At 61.7% G+C, this 20,830-nt stretch carries 18 protein-coding genes; 9 read left to right on the top strand and 9 right to left on the bottom strand.

Features of this window, described 5'->3' with window-relative positions; all coding sequences use genetic code 11:
* Positions 1-166: 166 nt before the first annotated feature.
* Positions 167-1,093, bottom strand: a complete 927-nt coding sequence (locus tag FGE05_RS13705; protein WP_139645687.1) for a Gfo/Idh/MocA family protein — start codon at positions 1,091-1,093, stop codon at positions 167-169.
* A 258-nt stretch (positions 1,094-1,351) separates the two neighbouring features.
* On the opposite strand from FGE05_RS13705, the gene FGE05_RS13700 reads away from it, so the two are divergent.
* From FGE05_RS13700 to FGE05_RS13690, 3 genes are all read left to right on the top strand, one after another.
* Positions 1,352-1,780: a DUF2628 domain-containing protein gene (locus FGE05_RS13700; protein ID WP_139645685.1), complete on the top strand. Its 429-nt coding sequence runs from the start codon at positions 1,352-1,354 to the stop codon at positions 1,778-1,780.
* A gap of 243 nt (positions 1,781-2,023) precedes the next feature.
* Complete coding sequence (locus FGE05_RS13695) at positions 2,024-3,022, top strand: response regulator (protein WP_139645684.1); 999 nt, start codon at positions 2,024-2,026, stop codon at positions 3,020-3,022.
* 3 nt (positions 3,023-3,025) lie between these two features.
* Positions 3,026-3,979: a sensor domain-containing diguanylate cyclase gene (locus tag FGE05_RS13690; protein WP_139645682.1), complete on the top strand. Its 954-nt coding sequence runs from the start codon at positions 3,026-3,028 to the stop codon at positions 3,977-3,979.
* 2 nt (positions 3,980-3,981) lie between these two features.
* On the opposite strand, the gene FGE05_RS13685 is transcribed toward FGE05_RS13690, so the two are convergent.
* Complete coding sequence (locus FGE05_RS13685) at positions 3,982-4,851, bottom strand: LysR family transcriptional regulator (RefSeq protein WP_139645680.1); 870 nt, start codon at positions 4,849-4,851, stop codon at positions 3,982-3,984.
* A 115-nt stretch (positions 4,852-4,966) separates the two neighbouring features.
* On the opposite strand from FGE05_RS13685, the gene FGE05_RS13680 reads away from it, so the two are divergent.
* The 3 genes from FGE05_RS13680 (at position 4,967) to FGE05_RS13670 (ending at position 8,492) form a co-directional block, all read left to right on the top strand.
* Positions 4,967-5,575 carry a LysE family translocator gene (locus FGE05_RS13680; RefSeq protein ID WP_139645678.1) on the top strand — a complete coding sequence of 203 codons (609 nt, stop codon included), beginning with the start codon at positions 4,967-4,969 and terminating at the stop codon, positions 5,573-5,575.
* A 196-nt stretch (positions 5,576-5,771) separates the two neighbouring features.
* Entirely contained in the window at positions 5,772-6,245 is a 474-nt protein-coding gene (locus FGE05_RS13675) for a (2Fe-2S)-binding protein (RefSeq protein WP_139645676.1), read from the top strand.
* Positions 6,246-6,257: 12 nt separating this feature from the next.
* Positions 6,258-8,492 (top strand): xanthine dehydrogenase family protein molybdopterin-binding subunit, encoded by a 2,235-nt coding sequence (locus FGE05_RS13670; protein ID WP_139645674.1) that lies wholly within the window; start codon positions 6,258-6,260, stop codon positions 8,490-8,492.
* A gap of 13 nt (positions 8,493-8,505) precedes the next feature.
* Here FGE05_RS13670 and FGE05_RS30430 read toward each other — a convergent pair whose 3' ends face one another.
* Positions 8,506-9,213, bottom strand: a complete 708-nt coding sequence (locus FGE05_RS30430) for a methyl-accepting chemotaxis protein (RefSeq protein ID WP_373682480.1) — start codon at positions 9,211-9,213, stop codon at positions 8,506-8,508.
* A 990-nt stretch (positions 9,214-10,203) separates the two neighbouring features.
* Between FGE05_RS30430 and FGE05_RS13660 the strand changes: the two genes are divergently transcribed.
* Entirely contained in the window at positions 10,204-11,352 is a 1,149-nt protein-coding gene (locus FGE05_RS13660) for a MalY/PatB family protein (protein WP_139645670.1), read from the top strand.
* Between the two features lie 205 nt (positions 11,353-11,557).
* On the opposite strand, the gene FGE05_RS13655 is transcribed toward FGE05_RS13660, so the two are convergent.
* Entirely contained in the window at positions 11,558-11,962 is a 405-nt protein-coding gene (locus FGE05_RS13655; protein WP_139645668.1) for a VOC family protein, read from the bottom strand.
* A gap of 189 nt (positions 11,963-12,151) precedes the next feature.
* On the opposite strand from FGE05_RS13655, the gene FGE05_RS13650 reads away from it, so the two are divergent.
* Positions 12,152-13,009 (top strand): SDR family oxidoreductase, encoded by an 858-nt coding sequence (locus FGE05_RS13650; RefSeq protein WP_139645666.1) that lies wholly within the window; start codon positions 12,152-12,154, stop codon positions 13,007-13,009.
* A gap of 75 nt (positions 13,010-13,084) precedes the next feature.
* On the opposite strand, the gene FGE05_RS13645 is transcribed toward FGE05_RS13650, so the two are convergent.
* Positions 13,085-13,585 (bottom strand): CinA family protein, encoded by a 501-nt coding sequence (locus FGE05_RS13645; protein ID WP_139645664.1) that lies wholly within the window; start codon positions 13,583-13,585, stop codon positions 13,085-13,087.
* A 168-nt stretch (positions 13,586-13,753) separates the two neighbouring features.
* On the opposite strand from FGE05_RS13645, the gene FGE05_RS13640 reads away from it, so the two are divergent.
* On the top strand, positions 13,754-14,365 hold the full coding sequence (locus FGE05_RS13640; RefSeq protein ID WP_139645662.1) for a Yip1 family protein: 612 nt from the start codon (positions 13,754-13,756) through the stop codon (positions 14,363-14,365).
* A gap of 146 nt (positions 14,366-14,511) precedes the next feature.
* On the opposite strand, the gene ligD is transcribed toward FGE05_RS13640, so the two are convergent.
* From ligD to FGE05_RS13620, 4 genes are read right to left on the bottom strand one after another with little or no spacing between them, the layout of a single operon-like run.
* The gene (ligD, locus tag FGE05_RS13635) at positions 14,512-17,121 is read right to left on the bottom strand and encodes a DNA ligase D (RefSeq protein ID WP_139645660.1); all 2,610 of its coding nucleotides are present in this window, start codon (positions 17,119-17,121) and stop codon (positions 14,512-14,514) included.
* Positions 17,118-18,281, bottom strand: a complete 1,164-nt coding sequence (locus FGE05_RS13630) for a carboxylate-amine ligase (protein ID WP_139645658.1) — start codon at positions 18,279-18,281, stop codon at positions 17,118-17,120. The genes ligD and FGE05_RS13630 overlap by 4 nt, the downstream gene beginning before the upstream one ends.
* On the bottom strand, positions 18,253-19,254 hold the full coding sequence (locus FGE05_RS13625; protein ID WP_139645656.1) for a class I SAM-dependent methyltransferase: 1,002 nt from the start codon (positions 19,252-19,254) through the stop codon (positions 18,253-18,255). The genes FGE05_RS13630 and FGE05_RS13625 overlap by 29 nt, the downstream gene beginning before the upstream one ends.
* 9 nt (positions 19,255-19,263) lie before the next feature.
* The gene (locus FGE05_RS13620) at positions 19,264-20,658 is read right to left on the bottom strand and encodes an iron-containing redox enzyme family protein (RefSeq protein WP_139645654.1); all 1,395 of its coding nucleotides are present in this window, start codon (positions 20,656-20,658) and stop codon (positions 19,264-19,266) included.
* Positions 20,659-20,830: the final 172 nt, after the last annotated feature.

Genomic DNA, 20,830 nt, shown 5'->3' with positions numbered 1-20,830 from the left:
AGCAGGCTCGCTCCCACATTGGATCGGTGGTCTACGCAATATTTGCATACACCACCGGCCCCTGTGGGAGCGAGCCTGCTCGCGATAGCGTCGTAGCTGTCACTGAGCTACTGAAGGTGTCGCCGCCTTCGCGAGCAAGCCAGCTCCCACCGGGAATGCCGCGCGATCAATCGTAGAACGGTTCAACCAACGTCCGGCTGCCAACAAAAAAGCTGTCCGCCACCAGCCGCAGCGGTTGCAGGTCCAGGTCGCTGGCCTTGTCGGCGATCAGCTGTTGGAAATGTCGATACACCGCCGCGTACTCGCCCTCCTCCGAAACCGTCTGGCGCACGCCATCGATGCTCAACAGGGCACCACCGTTATCCAGGCGTAAGGTACCCTCGGTGCAGCGGATCTCGATGCTCCAGAGTTCATCATGACCGTGGTCGAAATCGAACTCCGCGCGGATATCGAGGTGGCGGGCATCCGACATCTGGATGCTTGCGGCGATAGGCGATTGGCAGTTATCGGGAACCCGCAGCTGTGCCGATTTGACAAACAGCGGCCGCGGCAACAGATGGGTCGCGATCGACAAGGCATTGATGCCGGGGTCGAACACGCCCAGGCCGCCCGGTTGCCAGATCCACGCCTGGCCGGGATGCCATTTGCGCACGTCTTCCTTCCAATCGATCTGCACGCTTTGCAGGGTGCGGGTGGCCAGCCAGTCCCGGGCCGCCTCGATCCCGGGTGCGTAGCGCGAATGCCAGGCAAACAGTGCGCTGACGCCCAGCTCCCCAGCCTGGCTGACCAATGCCATCGCTTCGCCGAGGGTGGCGCATGGCGGCTTTTCCACCAGGACATGCTTGCCGGCGGCCAGCGCCTGCCCCACCAGAGCGAATCGGCCCTGCGGCGGCGTGCAAAAGGCAATCGCATCAACCTGGGGGCCATTTGCGAGCAGCTCGCCCAGGGACTTGAAATTCTCTACCCCGGCACAGGGCTGCCCCTGCGTGGCGACCGCCACCAATTGAAACGCCGGATTGGCGTGGATGGCGGGTACATGTTGATCTTGGGCAATCTTGCCGTAGCCCACCAGACCGAGACGAATCGGTTGCATCTAGGACTCCTGATTTTTTGTATTTGTGATCGGCCAGCAAACTAGACGTAAATCGCCTGGCAGACAATGGGACAGCGGAATTTCCTGCGAGTCATGACGCCCTCGTAGTCCTACGCGCAGTGAGAGTGATGCGCGTCACAGATCAAATGGGCGCCTGTTCCGCCGAAGGGGCTTTTTTCCGCATAAACGCTTATAAAGCGCTCAGGAATTCGCGGAAGAACGTTTTACCACTGCATGGACCATCAAGGAGCCGTAAACATGAGCACCACCGAACACGTACAAGGCACTGGCAAATACAGCGCCAAATGGCAGGAACGCTTTAATTTCTTTGATACCTATGGCGCGCCGAACGATCCGCGACACAAAGAAGCCTTCAAGGCGCTACCAGGCTTCAAGAAGAAGATGCTGATCAATGCCAACGTGATTGCCTTCTTCTTCGGCCCGATCTACCTGTTCGTCCTGGGACTCTGGAAGAAGAACCTGGCCATGATCGGCATCATGATCGGGATCAGCATCGCAGTGAGCGTGATTTTTGCGCTCATGGGCACGGAATCTCCAAGGGCGCTGGATTCGGGCATGAGCGCGGCCTTTTCGGTGATGTACGCGATCATGACCAATTACGCGTACTACCTGAAAGAAGTCAAAGGCGAGCAAAGCTGGAACCCGTTCGAAGGCATGCGTTTCTGATCGCAGCTTCCGGCCGCTCAAGAGCCCGCACCTCGCCATGAGTGTGCGGGCTTTTTGTTTGCGGGCCAAAGCGTTGCGGATGAATCGAACTTCCGGGAAGACCGCCTGTTCCAAAGGAAAGACCGTTCAAAATCCGGCGAGCTCATCGTTCTTGCTCTTCGAGGCTCATAACCCTGGTGACTAGGTGGTCTTTGTAAGCCTATGGCATGATGCCCTAGTACTTTCCCTGATGAGAGGCTGGTTGTGTCAGAGATTCCCCTAGTGGTGTGTGATGACTCCAACATGGCCCGTAAGCAAGTGTTACGGGCATTGCCGGCGGACTGGTCGGTATCCATTACCGAGGCCAGTAACGGCCGCCAGGCCATGGAGGCCATACGCAAGGGGCTGGGCCAAGTGGTACTGCTCGACCTGACCATGCCGGAGATGGATGGCTACCAGGTGTTGAGCGCCTTGCGCACTGAAGGGTTGAAAGCGCAAGTCATCGTGATTTCCGGTGACATCCAGGAAGAAGCGGTGCGCCGCGTCAGCGAACTGGGCGCCCTGGCGTTCCTGAAAAAGCCTTTCGACGAAAACGAATTGCGCCAGACCCTCAGCCGTCTGGGCCTGCTGACGAAAGCCACGCAGGCGCCGCTGCAGCATCGTCCGACAAGCAACACCGCCATCCATTTTCACGACGCATTCCGCGAGACGGTCAACGTCGCCATTGGCCGGGCCGCCGCCCTGATCGCCAAGGTCCTGGGCGTCTTCGTGCAGTTGCCGGTCCCGAACGTGAACGTCCTCGAAGTCGGCGAGTTGCACATGGCGCTCGCCGACGCCGGCAGCTCCCAGCAGCTCACAGCCATCTGCCAGGGTTTTATCGGCAGCGGCATCGCCGGTGAAGCCCTGCTGATGTTCCATGACTCGGAAGTCGCCGATATCGCGCAATTGATGCAGCGCCAGAGCGCCGATTATTCGGACCTGGAAATGGTGCTCGATCTTTCCAGCGTACTGATCGGCGCGTGCCTGAGCAGTATTGCCGAGCAGATCGATGTGGTGTTCTCTCAAGGCCATCCGCAGGTGCTCGGCCAGCATGCGGCGATCGACGAACTGATCCGGGTCAACCAGACCCGCTGGAAAAAGACCCTCGCCGTGGAAATCAGCTACAGCCTGGAAGGCCACGACATTCGCTTCGACCTGTTATTGCTGTTCACGGAAGACTCAATCGAGCGGTTGACCCACAAACTCGCCTACTTGATGAGCTGAGCCATGAACAATCCTGTTGATCTGAACGAATTCCACTGGTTGCTGGCGATTGTCCAGAGCATCGATGTCGGCGTGGTGGTGCTTGACCGCGACTATCGGGTGCAGGTCTGGAACACGTTCATGGAGAACCGTTCCGGGGTCCAGCCGAAGGATGCCCATAACCAGCATTTCTTCAGTCTGTTTCCCGAAGTCGACCAGCAATGGTTCAGCCGCAAGGTGGAAAGCGTCGCCGCCCTGGGCACGCCTGCCTTCACCGTCTGGGAACAGCGTCCCTACCTGGTGCGGTTCAAGAACTATCAGCCGATCACCGGCCACGAAGCGTTCATGTTCCAGAACACCACCCTGCTGCCCCTGCGCTCCCCCGACAGCAAGATCAACCATATTTGCCTGGTGATCTATGACGTCACCGACGTCGCCACCAACCGGCATCAACTCCAGGCCGCCAATGCACAGCTGCAGCTGTTGTCCAGCACCGATCGGCTGACCGGCCTGTACAACCGTGGGTATTGGGAAGAGAACCTCAAGGCCACCTATGCCCGGCATCAACGCTATGGCAATAACTCCAGTCTGGTCATGTTCGACATCGACCACTTCAAGCGGGTCAATGACACCTATGGCCACCAGGCTGGCGACAAGGTCATCGAGCAGGTCGCTAGCCTGGTCCGCGAGCACGTGCGTGACTCCGACGTGGCCGGACGCTATGGCGGCGAAGAGTTCGGCGTAGTGCTCTCAGACACTGACAAGGCCGGTGCTCGGATGTTTGCCGAGCGTCTGCGCAAGGCCGTCGAAGAGATGGACGTGCGATACGGCGACAAGGTCATCCGTTTCACCATCAGCCTGGGGGTGGCCGACTTGAGCCCGCCATCCAATACCCACGCCGACCTGATCGCCTGGGCGGACGAGGCGTTGTACACCTCCAAGAAAACCGGGCGCAATCGGGTGACGGTGCACGAGTAGCGCTATGTAGCCTGCTGGCTCCTCAACGCACCGATGATGAAGGCGTGAAGGCTGTTCACAGCCTTCGAACCGCGAGAGGCCCGACTGCGAAAAACCGACACCTCCATCGGTTCTATGCCGCCCAGATCATGTTCGTTGCCGAGCACTTGCAATGAGGCCGGGACACTGCACTGAGTGATGGCGGCGATGGCAATCCCACCTTCCACCGCCGCGACTTGGCCAGCGAGGCTGGAACTGTTGTAGACCACCTTATACCGACGGCCCTGCAGCGTTAACGAATTGACTGCATTGCGCCGGGCCAGGCTGGCACTTTCGTAGACCGCGATCGGTATGGGGTCGCGCCGCCAAAGTTCGAACTGAGGCGACCCCACCCACACCATGGGTTCCTTGAAGAGAAATGTACCCCGCTGGGGGGAGTCCCTGGAGACCAGCGCCAGGTCCAGGTCCCCATTCACCACCCGTGGAATCAAGGTCGTCGACTGTTCGCAATCCAATTCTATTTCAACACCCCCATAGCGGGGAGCGAAACGCTTGAGCACAGGCGTCAGGTACTTGGCCGCGTAATCCTCGGCAACGCCCAGCCGTATACGCCCGGTCAGCTCTTCGCCATGAAAAGCCGCCTGCGTCTCGGCATGCAGCGCCACCATGCGCCGCGCATAGCCCAGGAGGGTCTGACCATCGAGGGTCAGCTGCAGATGCCGCGGGCCGCGACTCAACAACTGCCGCCCAAGCGCCGCTTCCAGTTTCTTCATCTGCATGCTCACGGCGGACTGTGACCGATGCACCTCAAGGGCCGCGCCCGAAAGCGAACCGGCGTCCACCACCGCGACAAAGCACTTGAGCCAGTCCATCTGCAAATCGCCGGAAGGCATGTCCACGACCCCTATTCGATAATCGAATGTCTAAGCCATGAATTATGCGCTTCCGTTGACCGGCTTTCATCCCCAGGATGTGGGGAGCGGACGTTGCGTTTGACTGGAGAACATCATGCCTTTCGAGACCTGGCTGCTTTACCTGGTGACCTGCTGCGGCATCGCGGTGGTGCCTGGGCCCAACGCGTTGCTGGTCCTGACCCACGGCGCGATCCATGGCAACCGCAAGACGCTTTTCACCATCAGTGGCGGTGTGTTGGGCTTCGTCGTGATGCTCTCGTTGTGCGCCCTGGGGCTAGGTGCACTGATCCAGGCCTCCGTGACCGGGTTCATGGTGCTGAAGATAGCCGGCGGGCTTTATCTCATCTGGCTGGGCCTGGGATTGTGGCGGTCGGCACCTGTTTCCCTGGACGTGGATGCCGTGACGGGATCCGGCCCGTGGTCACTGTTCCGACAGGGCCTGTTGTCGGCGGTCTCGAATCCCAAGGCACTGTTGCTGTTCACCGCGTTTATCCCGCCCTTTCTTGATCCACACAGGAACCTGCTCGTCCAGACCGCCGCTATCGCGCTGACCTATGCCGTCGTGGAGTTCATCGTCGAGTACATCGTGGCCACGGCGGCGTATCGGGTCAGGCCATGGCTGGCTCGGGCCGGGCGTCGGTTCAACAAGGTCTGCGGCGGTTTTTTCGTGGCGTTTGGCCTGGTGCTGCCCGTCCATTCCTGACTGCAGGTATCCGCGCCGAGCGACGTTGGGTTGAGCCAACGTACCTTAGGGTGATCGATCCAAACAGAAAGATAGGAGGACAGGCCGACAGGCCAATTCGCAGGATTGGGCAATCATCAGCCTGAATTGTGCAATGTGCCTGGGGGATTCCTTCCTATAGTTGATCGGAGCCAAACCTTGCGGAGCAAGTCCCACCATGAGCGCCCTCAACATCAATGGCCGTGAGTACACGGTCGACGTCGATCCTGGCACCCCGATCCTTTGGACACTGCGGGATACGTTGGGCATGACCGGCACCAAGTTCGGCTGCGGCGCAGCCCTGTGCGGTGCATGCACGGTTCACCTGGACGGCCAGGCCATCCGCTCCTGCGTGACGCCGATCGCAGCCGCCGAAGGCAGGAAAATCACCACCATCGAAGCCGCTACCGACGGCAGCGACCCGGTCGGCACGGCGGTGCATGAGGCCTGGGTCAAGCATGACGTCGCGCAGTGTGGCTACTGCCAGAGCGGCCAGATCATGAGCGCGACCGCTTTCCTCAAGGCCCAACCCAAGGGCAAGCAACCCACCGCCGCCGAAATCGACTCGGCCATGGCCGGCAACATCTGCCGCTGCGGTACCTATGTCCGTATCCGTGCTGCCGTGGCCGATGCCGCCAAAGCCCTCGCCTGACCGGAGTGCGCCATGCTGAACGACATTTTTCCTGACGAACTCCCCCGCACCCTGCAATCGATCTTCACCGACGACATGGGCAGTCTCACCACACTCCCCCGGCGCAGTTTTCTCAAAATCGTCGGCATTGGCGGGCTGGCCTTGGGGGCATTCCCGCACCTGGCCCTGGCACAACAAGCCGGCGACGGTGCGCAGGCGCTCAAGCCGACCCAGCAACCGTCGGCGTTCGTGCAGATCGCGCCCAACGGCGAAGTAACGGTTACCATCAATCGCCTGGAGTTCGGCCAGGGGGTGCAGACCGGACTGCCCATGATTCTGGCCGAAGAACTCGATGCCGACTGGAACCTGGTGCGTACCCGCAACGGCAGCAACGACTCGGCTTATCAGGACCCGAGTTTCGGCATGCACATCACCGGTGGCTCCAACTCGATCAAGAACAGCTACACCCAATACCGTGAATTGGGCGCTCGCGCTCGCGCCATGTTGCTCGCGGCGGCGGCTGCGCGCTGGAATGTGGATGCGGCGAGCCTGAGTACCCAGGCGGGCATGGTGCTAGGCCCTGGAGGCCGAAAAGCGAGCTACGGAGAACTCGCCGATGCGGCGATGGCGTTGCCCGTGCCTGAAACAATCACCCTCAAGGATCCCAAGGACTTCCGCATCATTGGCCAGGCAACCACACGCATCGATGCCAAGGCCAAGAGCAGCGGCCGGCAGGATTTCGGCATCGACATGCACCTGCCTGGGCAGCTCACCGCCGTAGTGGCGCGCCCTCCTGTATTCGGGGCCCGTATCGCTTCGCTGGATGACAGCGTGGCGCGTGCCACCCAAGGGGTAAAAGCCGTCCTGCGAGTGCCGCTGGACGGAGGGGCCGAAGGTGTGGCGGTGGTCGCGGACGGCTACTGGCAGGCGAAAACCGGCCGCGATGCGCTCAAGCTGCAATGGGATACCTCCACGGTCGAGAAGGTGGACAGCGAAAAGCAACTGGCGCAGTACCGGGACCTGGCCAACCGGCCCGGCCCCCTTCATTTCGATGCTGACATGACGCCGCTTGCCAAGGCCTCGCATCAGTTGGAAGCCGAGTTCCTGTTCCCCTACCTCGCTCACGCGCCGATGGAACCGTTGAACTGCACCGTCCAGGTTTCCGGCGACCGCGCCCAGCTATGGGTCGGTACGCAGTTCCCCGGTGGCGACGGTGTCGCGGCGGCACGGGTATTGAATCTCAAGCCCGAACAAGTCCAGGTCAATGTGCAGACGGCAGGCGGTGGCTTTGGCCGGCGTGGTGTACCTTCCGGCGACTTCGTCGTGCTCGCCTGCGAAGTCGCCAAGGCCGCCCGCAGCGCCGGGCTCGATGCGCCTATTCGCACCCTGTGGAGTCGTGAAGACGACATCAAGGGCGGTTACTACCGCCCCATGCATTTGCACCGCGCGCGGATCGGTTTCGATGACAACGGCAACGTCCTGGCCTGGGATCACGTGCTGGTCGGGCAATCGATCCTCGCCGACACGATGTTCGGCGCCCGGGTGCAGAACGGCATCGACCCTACGGCCACGGAAGGTTTGCGCGACCCTTATCCGCTGCCGATGCGCCTGACGGTGCATCATCCCAAGCTCAACGTTCCCGTGTTGTGGTGGCGCAGCGTGGGCTCCACGCATACGGCCTTCGTGATGGAAACATTGATCGATGAGATTGCCCGGACAACCCGGCAGGATCCAGTGGCCTATCGGATGAAGCTGTTTGCCGATCAAAGCCCACGCCACCGCGCCGCGCTGCAACTGGCGGTAGACAAGAGTGGTTACGGCAAGGATCAACTAGCCGAAGGCCGGGCCTGGGGCGTGGCAGTGCACGAGTCGTTCAGCTCAGTGGTGGCCTACGTGGTCCAGGCCTCGGTACAGAACGGCCGTCCGGTGCTGCATCAGGTGACCGCGGGCGTGCACTGCAACCTGGCCGTCAACCCGCGCAGCGTCGAGGCGCAGGTCCAGGGTGCGGCTCTCATGGGCTTGTCCATGTGTCTGCCGGGCGGCGCCGTCACGTTGAAGGACGGCGTGGTGCAGCAAAGCAACTTTGCCGATTTCAGCGTGCCACGCATCACCGATACGCCGGAGTTCTCGATTCACATCGTGCCTAGCGCGGATCCACCCACAGGCATGGGTGAACCCGGCCTGCCGGCGTTGGCACCGGCCTTTGCGAATGCGGTGGCGAGCCTGACGGGCAAGCCGCTGCGTCAGTTGCCGTTCCAACTGACGTGACTGAGTAGCTCGATCAAGCGGCTCCGGCTTTCCCATGGAACGCCTGCCCCAACACCGCCAAGCGTTCCGCCAACGGTGGCAGGCATTGGCTGCTGCGCGTCAGGATGCCGATGTTGTCGGCGTTGCGCTCAGCCACGGCCTGCACGGTTTGCAGGCGCTCGTTGAGACCCAACGACGCCTTGGACTGTTCTTGGGTGGTGCTGGCGATCAAGTCGTTGAAATGGTTGATCACCGCGATGTCCTCCACCACGGCGTGCAAGAGTTGCGAAGCCAATTGGCTGGCGGACACACAGCGCTCCACGCCGTCCCGGCTGTCCTGCATGGCGACAGCGGCCTGACGGCTGCCTTGCTGCAGCTTAGCGATGATCTGCTGGATTTCCGTGGTGGATGTCGAAGTCTTCTGTGAAAGGCTACGCACTTCATCGGCCACCACCGCAAACCCTCGCCCCTGCTCACCGGCCCGGGCGGCCTCGATGGCCGCGTTCAGGGCCAGCAGGTTGGTTTGCTCGGCAATGCCGTTGATCACATCGAGCACCTGGCCGATCTGTTGCGCCTGATCGGCCAGGACTCGCACGGTTTCGTTGGTCAGATTGATGCGCGCGGCCAGTTCGACGATTTCCTCGCGGGTCTGGTCCACTGTGCTGCGTCCCCGGGTAACCTGCTCGTTGGCCTGCCCGGCGCGCTGTAGGGTCTGGTCGACGTGGCCGGCAATGTTCTCCATGGCCTGGACCAGATGACCGATCGCCCCGCTCATCTGTGCCACTTCATCCAACTGGTGCCGGGCGCCGCTTTCCAAGGTCTGCCCGACCTGGGACAAATCCTGGCCAAGGTCGGAAAGATTACGGGTATCGCGTACCACGCCATCCACCAGTTGGGTGACCTGCCGCAGGAAATAATCGAAGCGTTCCCCCGAAGACACCTTGATGCCCTGGCTGCGCCGGTTGTCGGCGTCGCTGCTGAGCTGCGCGGCGGCCGCAAGTACCTTGTCCAGTACATCCTGGTTTTCCGTGGCGTCCATCAGGCTCTGGTTCGCCAGGTAGATCAGGATCACGCTCTCCACCACGACATAGAAGGCATGGACGAAGACCATGCCCCAGCTGCCATGGCCGGCCATGACAAAAACCGGGAATCCCTGATGCTGCAGCCAGTGGAAGCCAAGATGGTGAACAGCGATCGTCGCGGCGGCCACGACAATGGGCAGCCAGTCACGGTAGAACGTCAACACGGCCAGCAGGACGAAAATCCCGAAATGGAATTCGACGACGCCATGCGTCTGATTGATGTGCAAGGCGGCCATCACCATCAGCGCCACGGCGATGACACATCGCATGAGCCGCGTACCGCCCAGGCCACGGTACAGCGCGGTGGTCAACAGGCAGGTCGTCGCCCCCACCAGCAGCGCCTGGAGGAAGGTCGAATACATGAAGGCCAGGCCCAGAGAGTACAGCAGCGTGAGCCAGAGCAACCCCAGCATGATGCGATCAGCTTTGCGGTGGTGGTCGTTGAAACGCGCCGGCGATGTCATGGGAATGTCCTTTTCATGTACCTGATGGGTTCCGTGAGCGATGCCGCGCGCAACCGCTATCGGCATGTCGGAATGCAACTGTAGCCAATTGCCACTACGGAATGATAGTAAGCCATCGATCTTTTCCTGCAGGATGTTTGCTTTATCATGGCCGTCATCCCAATTCCCTGACCTGATGGAACCGCCATGACTTTCGATTTCGACCCCGTGTTCGAGCGCCACGGTACCGGCAGCACCAAATGGAGTCGCTACCCGGCCGATGTGTTGCCGATGTGGGTGGCCGATATGGACTTCGCCGCCCCGCCCGTGGTCATCGATGCGCTGCGCAAGCGTTTAGAGCATCCGATGCTTGGCTACAGCGTGGCCCAGGACAACCTGCGTGCGGCCATCGTGACTGACCTCTGGAACAAGTACGCCTGGCGGGTCGAGCCCCAGCAGATCGTGTTCCTGCCGGGTGTGGAGCCGGGTTTCAACATGGCCCTGCATGGGCTGGTAGAACCACAGCAGAATGTCGTGGTGCAGGTGCCCAACTACCCGCCGCTGCGCAATGCGCCGGGCCATTGGCAGTTGAACAAGGTGGAGTTGCCTTTCAATCCGGTCAACGGCGAATTCCACACGCCCCTGGCGGCATTGCGCGAGGCCTTGCACGGTGGTGGCGCGCTGTTGTTGAGCAATCCCCACAACCCGCTGGGCAAGGTGTTCGGTCGCGAAGAACTCAAGGCCGTGGCGGACATTTGCCTGGAGCAGGATGCCTGGATCATCTCCGACGAGATCCATGCCGAGCTGTGCTTCGACGGCCGGGTGCACATTCCCACCGCCACCCTGAGCCCGGAAATCGCCGAGCGCACCATCACTCTGATGTCCGCCAGCAAGGCCTACAACATCGCCGGGCTGAAAACCTCGTTCGCCATCATCCAGAACGCCAAGGTGCGCGAACGGGTCAACAACGCCCGTGCCGGTATGGTCGACAGCGTCAACGCCCTGGGCCTGGAAGCGACCCGGGCGGCCTACAGCGAGGCCGGTCCGTGGCTCGAAGCGTTGAAAGTGTATCTGCAAGCCAACCGTGATTACCTGGTCAATGCGGTGCAGACCCGACTGCCCGGCATCACCATGACCGTGCCCCAGGGCACCTACCTGGCGTGGCTGGATTGCTCGGGGTTGGGCTTGGACGATCCACAGGCCTTCTTCCTCCATGAAGCCAAGGTAGGGCTGAGCGCCGGGCTGGATTTTGGCGACGATGCCCAGCAGTTCGTGCGCTTGAACTTCGGCTGTCCGCGGGCACTGCTGGAAGAAGGGATTGCGCGAATGGAGAAGAGCCTCAAGGCTCGGCGCTGATTGTTGGAATAAGGTGGCATGAGATTTATCTGTGGCGAGGGGATTTATCCCCGTTGGGTTGCGTAGCAACCCCCCGCTTTTCCAGCATTGAGAATCCCTGGGCGAGCGCTTCGCACTCGAGCGGGGATAAATCCCCTCGCCACAAAGTCCGTTAGCCACAATCATCCCAAAGCACAGATCCCTCTTGCCACAGTCGGATCAGTGGTCATTCATGCAGATCCGGCGCATATACAAAACACAGCTTGTTCCCCTCAGGATCCCGGCAATAGGCGCCAAAGTAGCCTTCCGAGTACTGCGGCCTCGGGCCAGGTGGGCCTTCGTCGAAGCCCCCCATGGCAATGGCCAGTTCCCAGGCGGCGCGCACGGTTTGCGGTGAGTCGGCGGCGAAGCTGACCTGCATGCCGTTGCCCCACGTGGCGGGCAAGCCGTTGAAGGGCTGTTGCACGAATACCTGGGGCCAGTGCTTGCCCGGTTGGTGCCAGCCTTCTCCGGGCGGGCCAGAATCGTTTTCGCTGTCCATGCGCACCAGTCCCAGGCAACCAAGGACTGCATCATAGAAAGCGATCATCTTCGGCAAGTCGCGCGCGCCGATCTGTATATGACTGAACAATGCTATCTCCTTGTTGCATGACCTATGGCCATTGGAGAATTCCTGTTCTCCAACATTCGCTGTGGGTCACTATTGGTCGACGAAACGCCCTGCGCAACGCTCATCGACCGGCTGAATGATCCAACCGAACTCTGCCGAAAAAACCGCGGTCCACCCTCCATCGCATCCACACCTTGCCTGGAGAACGACATGGTCGACTACCCTACCCCGCCTTTCCCGAAACAAAGCCAACCGGTGCCTGGCTCCCAGCGAAGAATGGACCCGTATCCCGATTGTGGCGAACAGAGTTACACCGGTTCCGGGCGTTTGGCGAGCAAAATCGCCTTGATCACCGGTGCCGACAGCGGCATTGGTCGCGCCGTAGCAATCGCGTTTGCCCGTGAAGGCGCGGACGTGGCCATTTCTTATCTGGATGAGCACGAAGACGCCCGGGAAACCGCCCGCTGGGTCGAGCAGGCTGGCCGCCAGTGCCTGTTGTTGCCGGGCGACCTGGCGGACAAGGCCCAGTGCCGCAAAGTCGTCGATGAGACCGTCGCGCGCTTCGGACGCATCGATGTCCTGGTCAACAATGCCGCATTCCAGATGACCCACGAGCATCTGGAGGACATTCCGGATGAGGAATGGGTACGCACATTCGATATCAACATCACCTCGATGTTCAGGATCTGCCAGGCCGCTGTGCCGCACATGAAAGCCGGTGGTTCGATCATCAACACCAGTTCGGTCAACTCCGACATGCCCAAACCGACCCTGCTGGCCTATGCCACCACCAAGGGTGCCATCGCCAACTTCACCGGCGGTCTGGCGCAGATGCTCGGGCCCAAGGGCATCCGGGTCAACAGCGTGGCGCCGGGGCCGATCTGGACACCGCTGATTGTTGCGACCATGCCTGAGGAAGAGGTTCAGAACTTTGGTTCCCAGACGCCCCTGGGTCGCCCGGGCCAACCGGTGGAAGTGGCGCCGATCTATGTGCTGCTGGCGTCGGATGAGTCCAGCTACATCTCCGGGTCACGGTATGGGATAACCGGGGGCAAGCCGATCCTGTAACCCATGCAGCCTCCCCCCCCCTTGTGGCGAATTTTCTTGTGGCGAGGAAGCAAGCTCCCTCGCCACAGAGATGCCCTATCGGTACTCACCCGCCAGTGCCCGCTGGTGAAAGTGCCGCAGTTGCAGCAGCGCGTGCTCGGCGGCCCACAACTGCACCTGCCCACGCGTGCCGAAAAAACGCTCCTGGCGGCTGAACAGCGCCCGCTTGCCATTGATCTGGAAGGCCCAGGCGAAGCACACGGTGCCGGCGGGAATGCCATCCATGTCGTCCGGTCCGAGGATGCCGGTGGTGGCCACCGCCACATTGGCGTTGGCATCGTGCAACGCGCCGAGGGCCATTTCCTGCGCCACTTCGCGACTGGTGAGGTTGAAGGTATCGATGGTGCGCGGGCTCACGCCCAACAGCCGTTGTTTCGCCTCGGGGGAATACACCACGTAACCGCTTTCGATCAGCGAACCGCTGCCCGGCACCTCCGCCAACAGCGTGATGATCTGGCCAGCGGTACAGGATTCGGCCGTGGTCAGGCGCAAGTCATGGGCTTGCAAGTAATCAACCAGGGAATGGGCGACAGTCATGGTACAGAGTCCTTCTGGGATGCTGATGGGTTGACCCCTGCCGCTTGGATTCATTCCCTCTGATCACCTCCGGGCAGGCCCCGCCAAATAAATGAAACCCCCACTCATTCCCACACCTCAAAATCCATAAGGGCCTCACGCTGAGGCTGTCTCGATCAGGAGGTCGTCATGTCCGCACCTTTCGTCAAACTGTTCACGCATCCCGAGTTCGCCTGGCAGGACATCCGCGAAGAAGAACAGGCCCACCCGCGCCATTATCTCGGCCACTTGTTGTTGCTGGCCCTGATCCCGGCGGCGTGCCTGTTCATCGGCACCACCTGGACCGGTTGGAGCCTGGCCGAAAACGAAACGGTACGCCTCACGGCCCACAGCGCACTGCAACTGTGCGTGCTGCTGTACCTGACCATCGTCGCCGGCGTGGCGCTCATGGGCCTGTTCATTCGCTGGATGTCACGCACCTTCGAGGCGCGCCCGACCGTCAATCAATGCATCGGCTTTGCCGCCTATACCGCCACACCGTACTTCCTGGCCGGGATTTCCGGGCTGTACCCCAGCCGTTGGCTGGCGGTGGCCGTGCTGCTGGTGGCCTCGGCCTATTCGACGTACCTGCTGTTTATCGGCCTGCCCAAATTCATGAGCCTCAAGAAGGAACAGGGGCTGTTGTATTCGGCGAGTGTCTGGGGGGTTGGGTTGCTGGTATTGGTGACTATGCTGGTGGAGATGATCCTGCTGTGGTTCAACGTGTTGCAGCCGGAGTATCTGCGGTTTCCGGTGGGTTGATCAGCCGATGGGATCCTGCGCCGGACGCTCTGTGGCGAGGGGATTTATCCCCGCTGGGGCGCGCAGCGGACCCAAGATTTTGGGGCCGCTTCGCAGCCCAGCGGGGATAAATCCCCCTCGCCACAGAAGTCCACTGAAAATCCCTATTATTTATCCGTTTTCTTCATCCCAATCCGCCGACGCATGTCGGCCGTGATGCTCTGGCGGGTTTTCTTCAGGTCGGCCCAGGGTTCGTGCCCCACTTCCGCCAGACGCTCATGGACGTTGTGCACATTCCACAGGTTCGCCCCCTTGAGCTCCGCCACCTCCTCCCGAAAGATCGGCACCGACACTGGCAGCCCTTCACGGGTCCGGACGGCGTAGGCGCAGATGGTGGTGGCGCCCAGACCGTTGCGCAGGTAGTCGATGAAGATCCGTCCGACCCGGTTCTTCGGCCCTGAAACAGCAGAGAAACGATCCGGCAGCAGCTTCGCCATATGGCTGACAATGGCGTGGCTGAACCCCTTGACCTCGTCCCAGCCGAGTTTGCGGGTCAACGGCACCACCACATGAATGCCCTTGCCACCACTGGTCTTGAGAAACGCCTTGAGGCCGAGTTCGTCGAGCACCGACAAGGTCAGCTGGGTGGCTTCCACCATGCTTTTCCAGGGCAGTGCCGGGTCCGGGTCGAGGTCGAGGACGAAACGATCCGGCTTGTCCAGATCCACGGCGGTGGCATTCCAGGTGTGCAGTTCCACCGTACTCATCTGCACCGCGCCGATCAGGGCCTCGGCATTGTTGATGATCATCACCGGCTGCCCGGTCAGTGCCTTGTCCAGGCTGGTAATGCCGGGAATCGCCAGGCGCTCGGGGTTCTTCTGGAAGAACAGCTCGCCGGCGATCCCGTCCGGCGCCCGCACCAACGCCACCGGGCGATCGGCCAGTTCCGGCAGAATGAATTCAGAGACGCTGGCGTAATACTCAGCCAGTTGCAGCTTGGTGGTACCGGTGGTGGCGTCGATAATCCGGTCGGGGTGGGTGATCCGAACCTTGCCGTCCATCGCCGGGGCCTGAGTGGTCTTGATCTTGGTCTTGGTAGCGGATTTGGCCGGTTTTTTTGCGGCCTCTGCTGGCTCGTCCACGGCTTTCGGGCGTTCCTGGGTAATCTCCTTGGCCGGCTTGTCGCTGCGCAAGCCATGGAATACCGCGTGGCGCACGGCCCCCTCCTTGGTCATCTCGGCATACGCCACTTCGGCCAGTAACGTCGGCTTGAGCCAGTGAACGCCCTTGGCCTCGTAGCCGGTGGGCGGATTCACCACGGCCGCTTTTTTCGCCTCCAGGGGCAGCAATTGCTGGTGAATGCTTTTGAGGGTGGTTTCGTTGAACCCGGTGCCGACCTTGCCGGCATAACGCAGTTCGCCGCTGTCGGCGTCATGCAACCCCAGCAGCAACGCGCCGAAAGCACTGCGAGCGCCCTTGGGCTCGCTGAAGCCGACCACCACGAACTCCTGGCGGTTCTTGCATTTGAGCTTGATCCAATCGCTGCTGCGCCGGGACACATAGGCACTGCCCGCGCGCTTGCCGATCAGCCCTTCCATCTGCATCTGGCAGGCGCTGTTGAGCAACGCCTCCGGGGTTTCCTCGAAAGCATCGGAGAAACGCAGCAACGGGTCCTCGTTACGCTCCAGCACCGCCGCCAGCGCAGCCCGGCGCTGCTCCACCGGCACTTTGCGCAAGTCCATGCCATTGAGATAAGGCAGATCGAACAGGTAATACGCGATCTTGCCACTGCTGCCGGCGTCGAAGGCATTTTGCAGGGCCTGGAAATCCGGCACGCCCTGTTCGTCGGCCACCACCATTTCCCCATCGAGCCAGGCCGACTCGAGCCCGAGCCCGGCCAGCGCCTTGGCTTGGCTGGGCAACTTGTGGGTCCAGTCGTGGCCGTTGCGGGTGATCAGGCGCACATCACCGTTTTCGATGCGAGCCATGACCCGATAGCCGTCGAATTTTATTTCGTAGAGCCATTCGCCGTCGGGGGCGCTTTCCACAAGGGTTGCCAGCTCCGGTTTGAGCGTCTCGGGCAGCGGTCCGGCTACTGCGCCGCTGAGAGTGGTTGTCGAGGTTTTCTTCGATGGCTTGGGTTTGGGCCTGGCGGCTTTATCCGGCTGTTTCACCGCTTTGGCAGCGGCGGCTTTGCCACGGCGCTTGGGCACGATGGTGCGGTCGCTGAGCACGCTGTCCGGCTCGGCCTGCACCACGTCGTATTCACTTTCGGGCCGGGCTGCGTCGTCCTGGTGCTTGATCAGGAACCACTGTTCCTGCTTGCCCGGCATGTGAGTGCGCACCAGGTTCCACAGGCCGGCCAGCTTCTCGCCTTGCAGCTCGAACTTGAGCCGCCCTTTCTCGTAGGCCTCATGTGGATCGCCCTGGGGGATCCACACGCCCCGGTCCCAGACAATGACATCGCCCGCGCCGTAATGGCCTTCGGGAATGCTGCCTTCGAACGTCGCGTAATCCAGTGGATGGTCTTCGACATGCACCGCAAGGCGCTTGGACTTGGGGTCCAGGCTCGGTCCCTTGGGTACCGCCCAGCTCTTCAGCGCGCCGTCCAGCTCCAGGCGAAAGTCATAATGTAGCCGCGAGGCGTCGTGTTTCTGGATGCAGAACTGCAAGGCGTGGGCGCTTTTCTTCGACTTGCGTGAGCGCTTCGCCGCCGGCTCCGGGGTGGCGGCGAAATCACGCATGCGGTTGTAGTCATCGAGGCTCTTGCTGGTCATCGGCCACCTGCGACTTGCTGTAGCGTGGGACCGGCCACGGGCAGCCCGGCGGTTTCCGACACCAGTTGATCGACGACCCGGCCAAGGGCCTGCACAGGCGTATCCCCCAGCAGCAGCCCTTGCTCGTAGAGCACCACTTGCCGGTCGGCACTGGTGCCTTCTTGCACGATCCGCCGCGCCTGCTTGAACACGTCGCTCACCCCGAGGGTCGCGGCCGTTTCACCAAAGGTCTGCTCGGCCAGGGTCAGCCATTCACCGATGAGCATCGGCTGCTCCTGTCCCTCGATGATGAACTCCGCGAGGATCCCGTGGCGCTTGGCCCGCCAGCGATTTTCCTTGAGGATCCATTGGGACGTCTGGCTGTAGCGTGCCCCGGGCTTGGGTTGGGCAATGGCATGGGCCACCATCAGGCGAAACAGCGAGACCAGGCACAGGACGTCGTCGATCCGCGGACAGGCATCGCAGATACGCATTTCCAGAGTGGGGAAATGCGAGGAAGGTCGAATCACCCACCAACAATCGCTGGCCTGGCGAATCGAGCCGGTGCGCATGAGCAAATCGACGTACTCGGCAAACGCCGACTCGTCGTCGAAAAACTCCGGGACGCCCATGCGCGGCCACTCATCGCAGGCGACCTGGCGGTAGCTGTTGAAGCCGCTATACGCACCGTTCCAGAACGGTGACGAAGCGCTCAACGCGAGAAACATCGGCAGCCAGGGCAAGACCTCGTTCATCACCCGGACCCGATCCCGGTCGGCCGGGACCTCGACGTGCACATGCAGGCCCGACAGCACGCTGCGCCGGGCCACCCGCTGGTAATCATCGAACAGTTGCTGGAAGTGCAGTTCATCGGTGGGCTGCAATCGCTGAGTGGCCATCGGGTGAGAGCCGGCGCTGAGCAGCCCCAGGCCATGGGGTGCCAAGCGTCGGGTCAGTCCGGCGCGCACCTCGGTCAGGTAATCGGCGGCTTCGGGCAGGCTGCGAAAGATGGGCGACGCCACCTCGACCTGGCTCTGGAACATTTCATGGGCGAAATGCTTGCCCAGCTCGATCCGGCATTCGGCCACCGCGGCCTCAGACGGTTGTTCGGGCATGCAGCGGGTTTGCAGATCGGTGATGAAATACTCCTCTTCAATGCCGAACTTCAGACGCCTGTTCATCGATAATCCCTCCGAATCCCGCGCCAATGCGGGTTACCACCAACGCCACCACGGCGATCCTTTCCACGTCCCGATAACCCGGTGTCAGCAGTTCTTCACCAAAGACGTCCGGGTCCAATTCCTTGTAGGTCCAGCCAAATTCCGGCGAGTCGCGCCACGCACCCAACGCCTCCAGGAACGGGTCACGGCCATCGACCATCGCCACGCCGGTGTAGAGCACCAGCGAGCCGCCCGGCGTAAGGCGGGGCAACGCCTGCTCGACAATGCGCAACGACAGCCCGGCGCCGAGGACGCCACCACCATCACGATAGGCACGCTCTGCCGGATCGGCCATGTACGGCGGGTTGGCGACGATCAGGTCGAACTGGCCGTCCACGTCTTGCAGCAGGTCGCTGTGAGCGATCTCGAGGTTGCCGACTTCGGCCAACGCGGCGTTGACCGCACTCAGGCGCAGGGCCAGCGGGTTGATGTCCAGCGCCAGCACCTGAGCCTCGCGACGGGCCCGGGCAATCACAATCGCTCCAACACCGGCGCCGCAGCCAATGTCCACGGCCCGATGCACCGCCGTGAAGTTCTGTTGCAGATGGGTGTGGATCAGCTGCGCGAAGCGGTAGCTGTCCGGGCCGAAAAACACCGCATCACTGGACTGGGTAGGAAATGCCGAATGGGCAAACAGCAACCCGTCCAGGCTCGACCAACGCACCCGGCTGTGGAGCAGCCCCTGGCGTTCCTCCAGCACCTCGGCTTCTTGCAGCTGACGCTGCTCATCGGCGGAAATCAGCCCCGGCGCAAATGGCCGCGACCAGCCGAAGATGTCGCGCAACGTCCTGGAACGCTCGTTGCCGGGCCGCTGGTTGACCCGTTCGTGGGTCAACGGCGTTGGCGTGATGAAGCGATACCCGTCGGCTTGCAGGCGACGGCCCAGCTGCAGCAGCGCCAGGTCGGGTTCGGACAGGCGGTCTTCCTGATTCATGCAGGGCTCCTAGCGCAGTACGGATTTGAGTTCGATGAACCGACGGGTCGCCAGTAACCCGGCCGGATGGCTGTGGCAACGGGGCGAAAGCCAGGGCATCAACGTCTGCATCTGCTGGTCGGGCGATTGGCCACGCAGGGCCTGCTGCAGACTTTGCACATCGGGATCTTCCGCTGGCGTTGGCGGCTCGCTGGCGGCACCGTGGTTGCGCCGGGGCGCCGCACGGGAGCCCTCGTCCAGCCAGTCGCCGGCGATCCAATCGTGCAACAGCTGTTTTTCGTAGGGGCTGAACACCCCGAACATCGCCGCGCCGGCCCCTTCGATCAGGGTCCAGAACCGACTGTTCTGTGGGTTTTCATGCCGCCGGATCCAGCCTTTGCCTTGCAGCGCGTCGAGAAAACCTTCCAATTGGCCCGGCACCGCCAGCCACTGGTTGACCGTCTTGCCCTCGAACTTGCAGTAATCGGAATGCATGTGCTGGCCGAACGGGCGTTTGCGTTCGAGCATGTCCAGGACTTCGCGATACAGGTCGAAGGACTCGATGATCGCCCGGCTGCCCTGCCCCAGGTCATTGAGGCGATACCCCAGGGTCACCCGCCGCCAGAAGGCGTCGCGGTCGGCTTCCATCGGCATCAGTTGCAACAGCGATTGCACAGCTTTGTAGGCGTGACCGGTGCTGGCGTTATCGATGGTCACGTGGAGGGTGAAGTAATACGGGTCAATGTCCAGTTCGCTCAGCTCGTAGGCGCTGATCAACAGATGCAAGGGCAGTTGCTCGTAGCCCAGGTTGTAACCGATGACTTCCGGCAGGTATTCATCGCCCGCGTACCCCAGCGCCAGTTGCACCGCACCTTGCAGGTAGCGCTCATCGTCGATGTCCGGGGCGTCTGCCAGGCCGTGTTCGGCGAGCAGCTTGCGGTAGATCACCACATGGTTCTGCGCCGGGACGCCGTCGCCCAACTCTTCCAGGTAGGTACACAGTAGTCCTTCAAAGCGGTGGTCGTGCCAGTGTTTGAGCACGCCATACAACCAGGCGCCGTCCACCAGCTTGGTCGGTGCGACCGCCTGTAGAAAGTACAAGGCGTGGGCCTTGCTGGTAAAAAACTCCCGCGCCCCTCCATTCTTGCGCCGCTCCAGATAATCACCGTATTGCCGGGCCACGCCGGCACTGTGCTGCTCGACCCAGGCCTGCAGGGCCATGGGATCGTCGGGCATTTCCTGGGGCAGCGCCGCGGCCTTTTCCAGGCATGACTGGAGAAAGCCTTGGGCCACGGCTTGCCGGTCGGCATCGTCCGGGCCCTGGAGCAACCGCTCGTAGCATTGGCGCATGTTTCCGGCGGCAGTAAACGGATCTGTAAACGGTCGCTCGGTGGCGGGTCGGTGAAGGGTTGTCAGCGCAGTCATAAGGGCCTCATGGGTGCTTGGCAGGACGCTGAATCAGCACGTCTCTTCCAGTGCAGAGCCTTGAGCGGAGCGAAAAATTCCCTCGGATTGAAACGCAGCCGGATAAACGGGAGGGGGCGCCAGTAATGGGAACCCTGGCCTCATGCAAGCTCTCGAATGGAAGAACGTGGGG

Source organism: Pseudomonas sp. ICMP22404, assembly GCF_006227205.1.
Lineage (GTDB): Bacteria > Pseudomonadota > Gammaproteobacteria > Pseudomonadales > Pseudomonadaceae > Aquipseudomonas.
The sequence above is the reverse complement of the archived record's forward strand: the minus strand, read 5'-3'. Positions and strand labels throughout refer to the sequence as shown.

What these genes read in the sequence shown, in the direction of transcription:
- FGE05_RS13705 (WP_139645687.1), bottom strand. Translation starts at nt 1,093, where the DNA reads ATGCAACCGATTCGTCTCGGTCTGGTGGGCTACGGCAAGATTGCCCAA.
- FGE05_RS13700 (WP_139645685.1), top strand. Translation starts at nt 1,352, where the DNA reads ATGAGCACCACCGAACACGTACAAGGCACTGGCAAATACAGCGCCAAA.
- FGE05_RS13690 (WP_139645682.1), top strand. Translation starts at nt 3,026, where the DNA reads ATGAACAATCCTGTTGATCTGAACGAATTCCACTGGTTGCTGGCGATT.
- FGE05_RS13685 (WP_139645680.1), bottom strand. Translation starts at nt 4,851, where the DNA reads ATGCCTTCCGGCGATTTGCAGATGGACTGGCTCAAGTGCTTTGTCGCG.
- FGE05_RS13680 (WP_139645678.1), top strand. Translation starts at nt 4,967, where the DNA reads ATGCCTTTCGAGACCTGGCTGCTTTACCTGGTGACCTGCTGCGGCATC.
- FGE05_RS13675 (WP_139645676.1), top strand. Translation starts at nt 5,772, where the DNA reads ATGAGCGCCCTCAACATCAATGGCCGTGAGTACACGGTCGACGTCGAT.
- FGE05_RS13670 (WP_139645674.1), top strand. Translation starts at nt 6,258, where the DNA reads ATGCTGAACGACATTTTTCCTGACGAACTCCCCCGCACCCTGCAATCG.
- FGE05_RS30430 (WP_373682480.1), bottom strand. Translation starts at nt 9,213, where the DNA reads ATGGAGAACATTGCCGGCCACGTCGACCAGACCCTACAGCGCGCCGGG.
- FGE05_RS13660 (WP_139645670.1), top strand. Translation starts at nt 10,204, where the DNA reads ATGACTTTCGATTTCGACCCCGTGTTCGAGCGCCACGGTACCGGCAGC.
- FGE05_RS13650 (WP_139645666.1), top strand. Translation starts at nt 12,152, where the DNA reads ATGGTCGACTACCCTACCCCGCCTTTCCCGAAACAAAGCCAACCGGTG.
- FGE05_RS13645 (WP_139645664.1), bottom strand. Translation starts at nt 13,585, where the DNA reads ATGACTGTCGCCCATTCCCTGGTTGATTACTTGCAAGCCCATGACTTG.
- FGE05_RS13640 (WP_139645662.1), top strand. Translation starts at nt 13,754, where the DNA reads ATGTCCGCACCTTTCGTCAAACTGTTCACGCATCCCGAGTTCGCCTGG.
- ligD (WP_139645660.1), bottom strand. Translation starts at nt 17,121, where the DNA reads ATGACCAGCAAGAGCCTCGATGACTACAACCGCATGCGTGATTTCGCC.
- FGE05_RS13630 (WP_139645658.1), bottom strand. Translation starts at nt 18,281, where the DNA reads ATGAACAGGCGTCTGAAGTTCGGCATTGAAGAGGAGTATTTCATCACC.
- FGE05_RS13625 (WP_139645656.1), bottom strand. Translation starts at nt 19,254, where the DNA reads ATGAATCAGGAAGACCGCCTGTCCGAACCCGACCTGGCGCTGCTGCAG.
- FGE05_RS13620 (WP_139645654.1), bottom strand. Translation starts at nt 20,658, where the DNA reads ATGACTGCGCTGACAACCCTTCACCGACCCGCCACCGAGCGACCGTTT.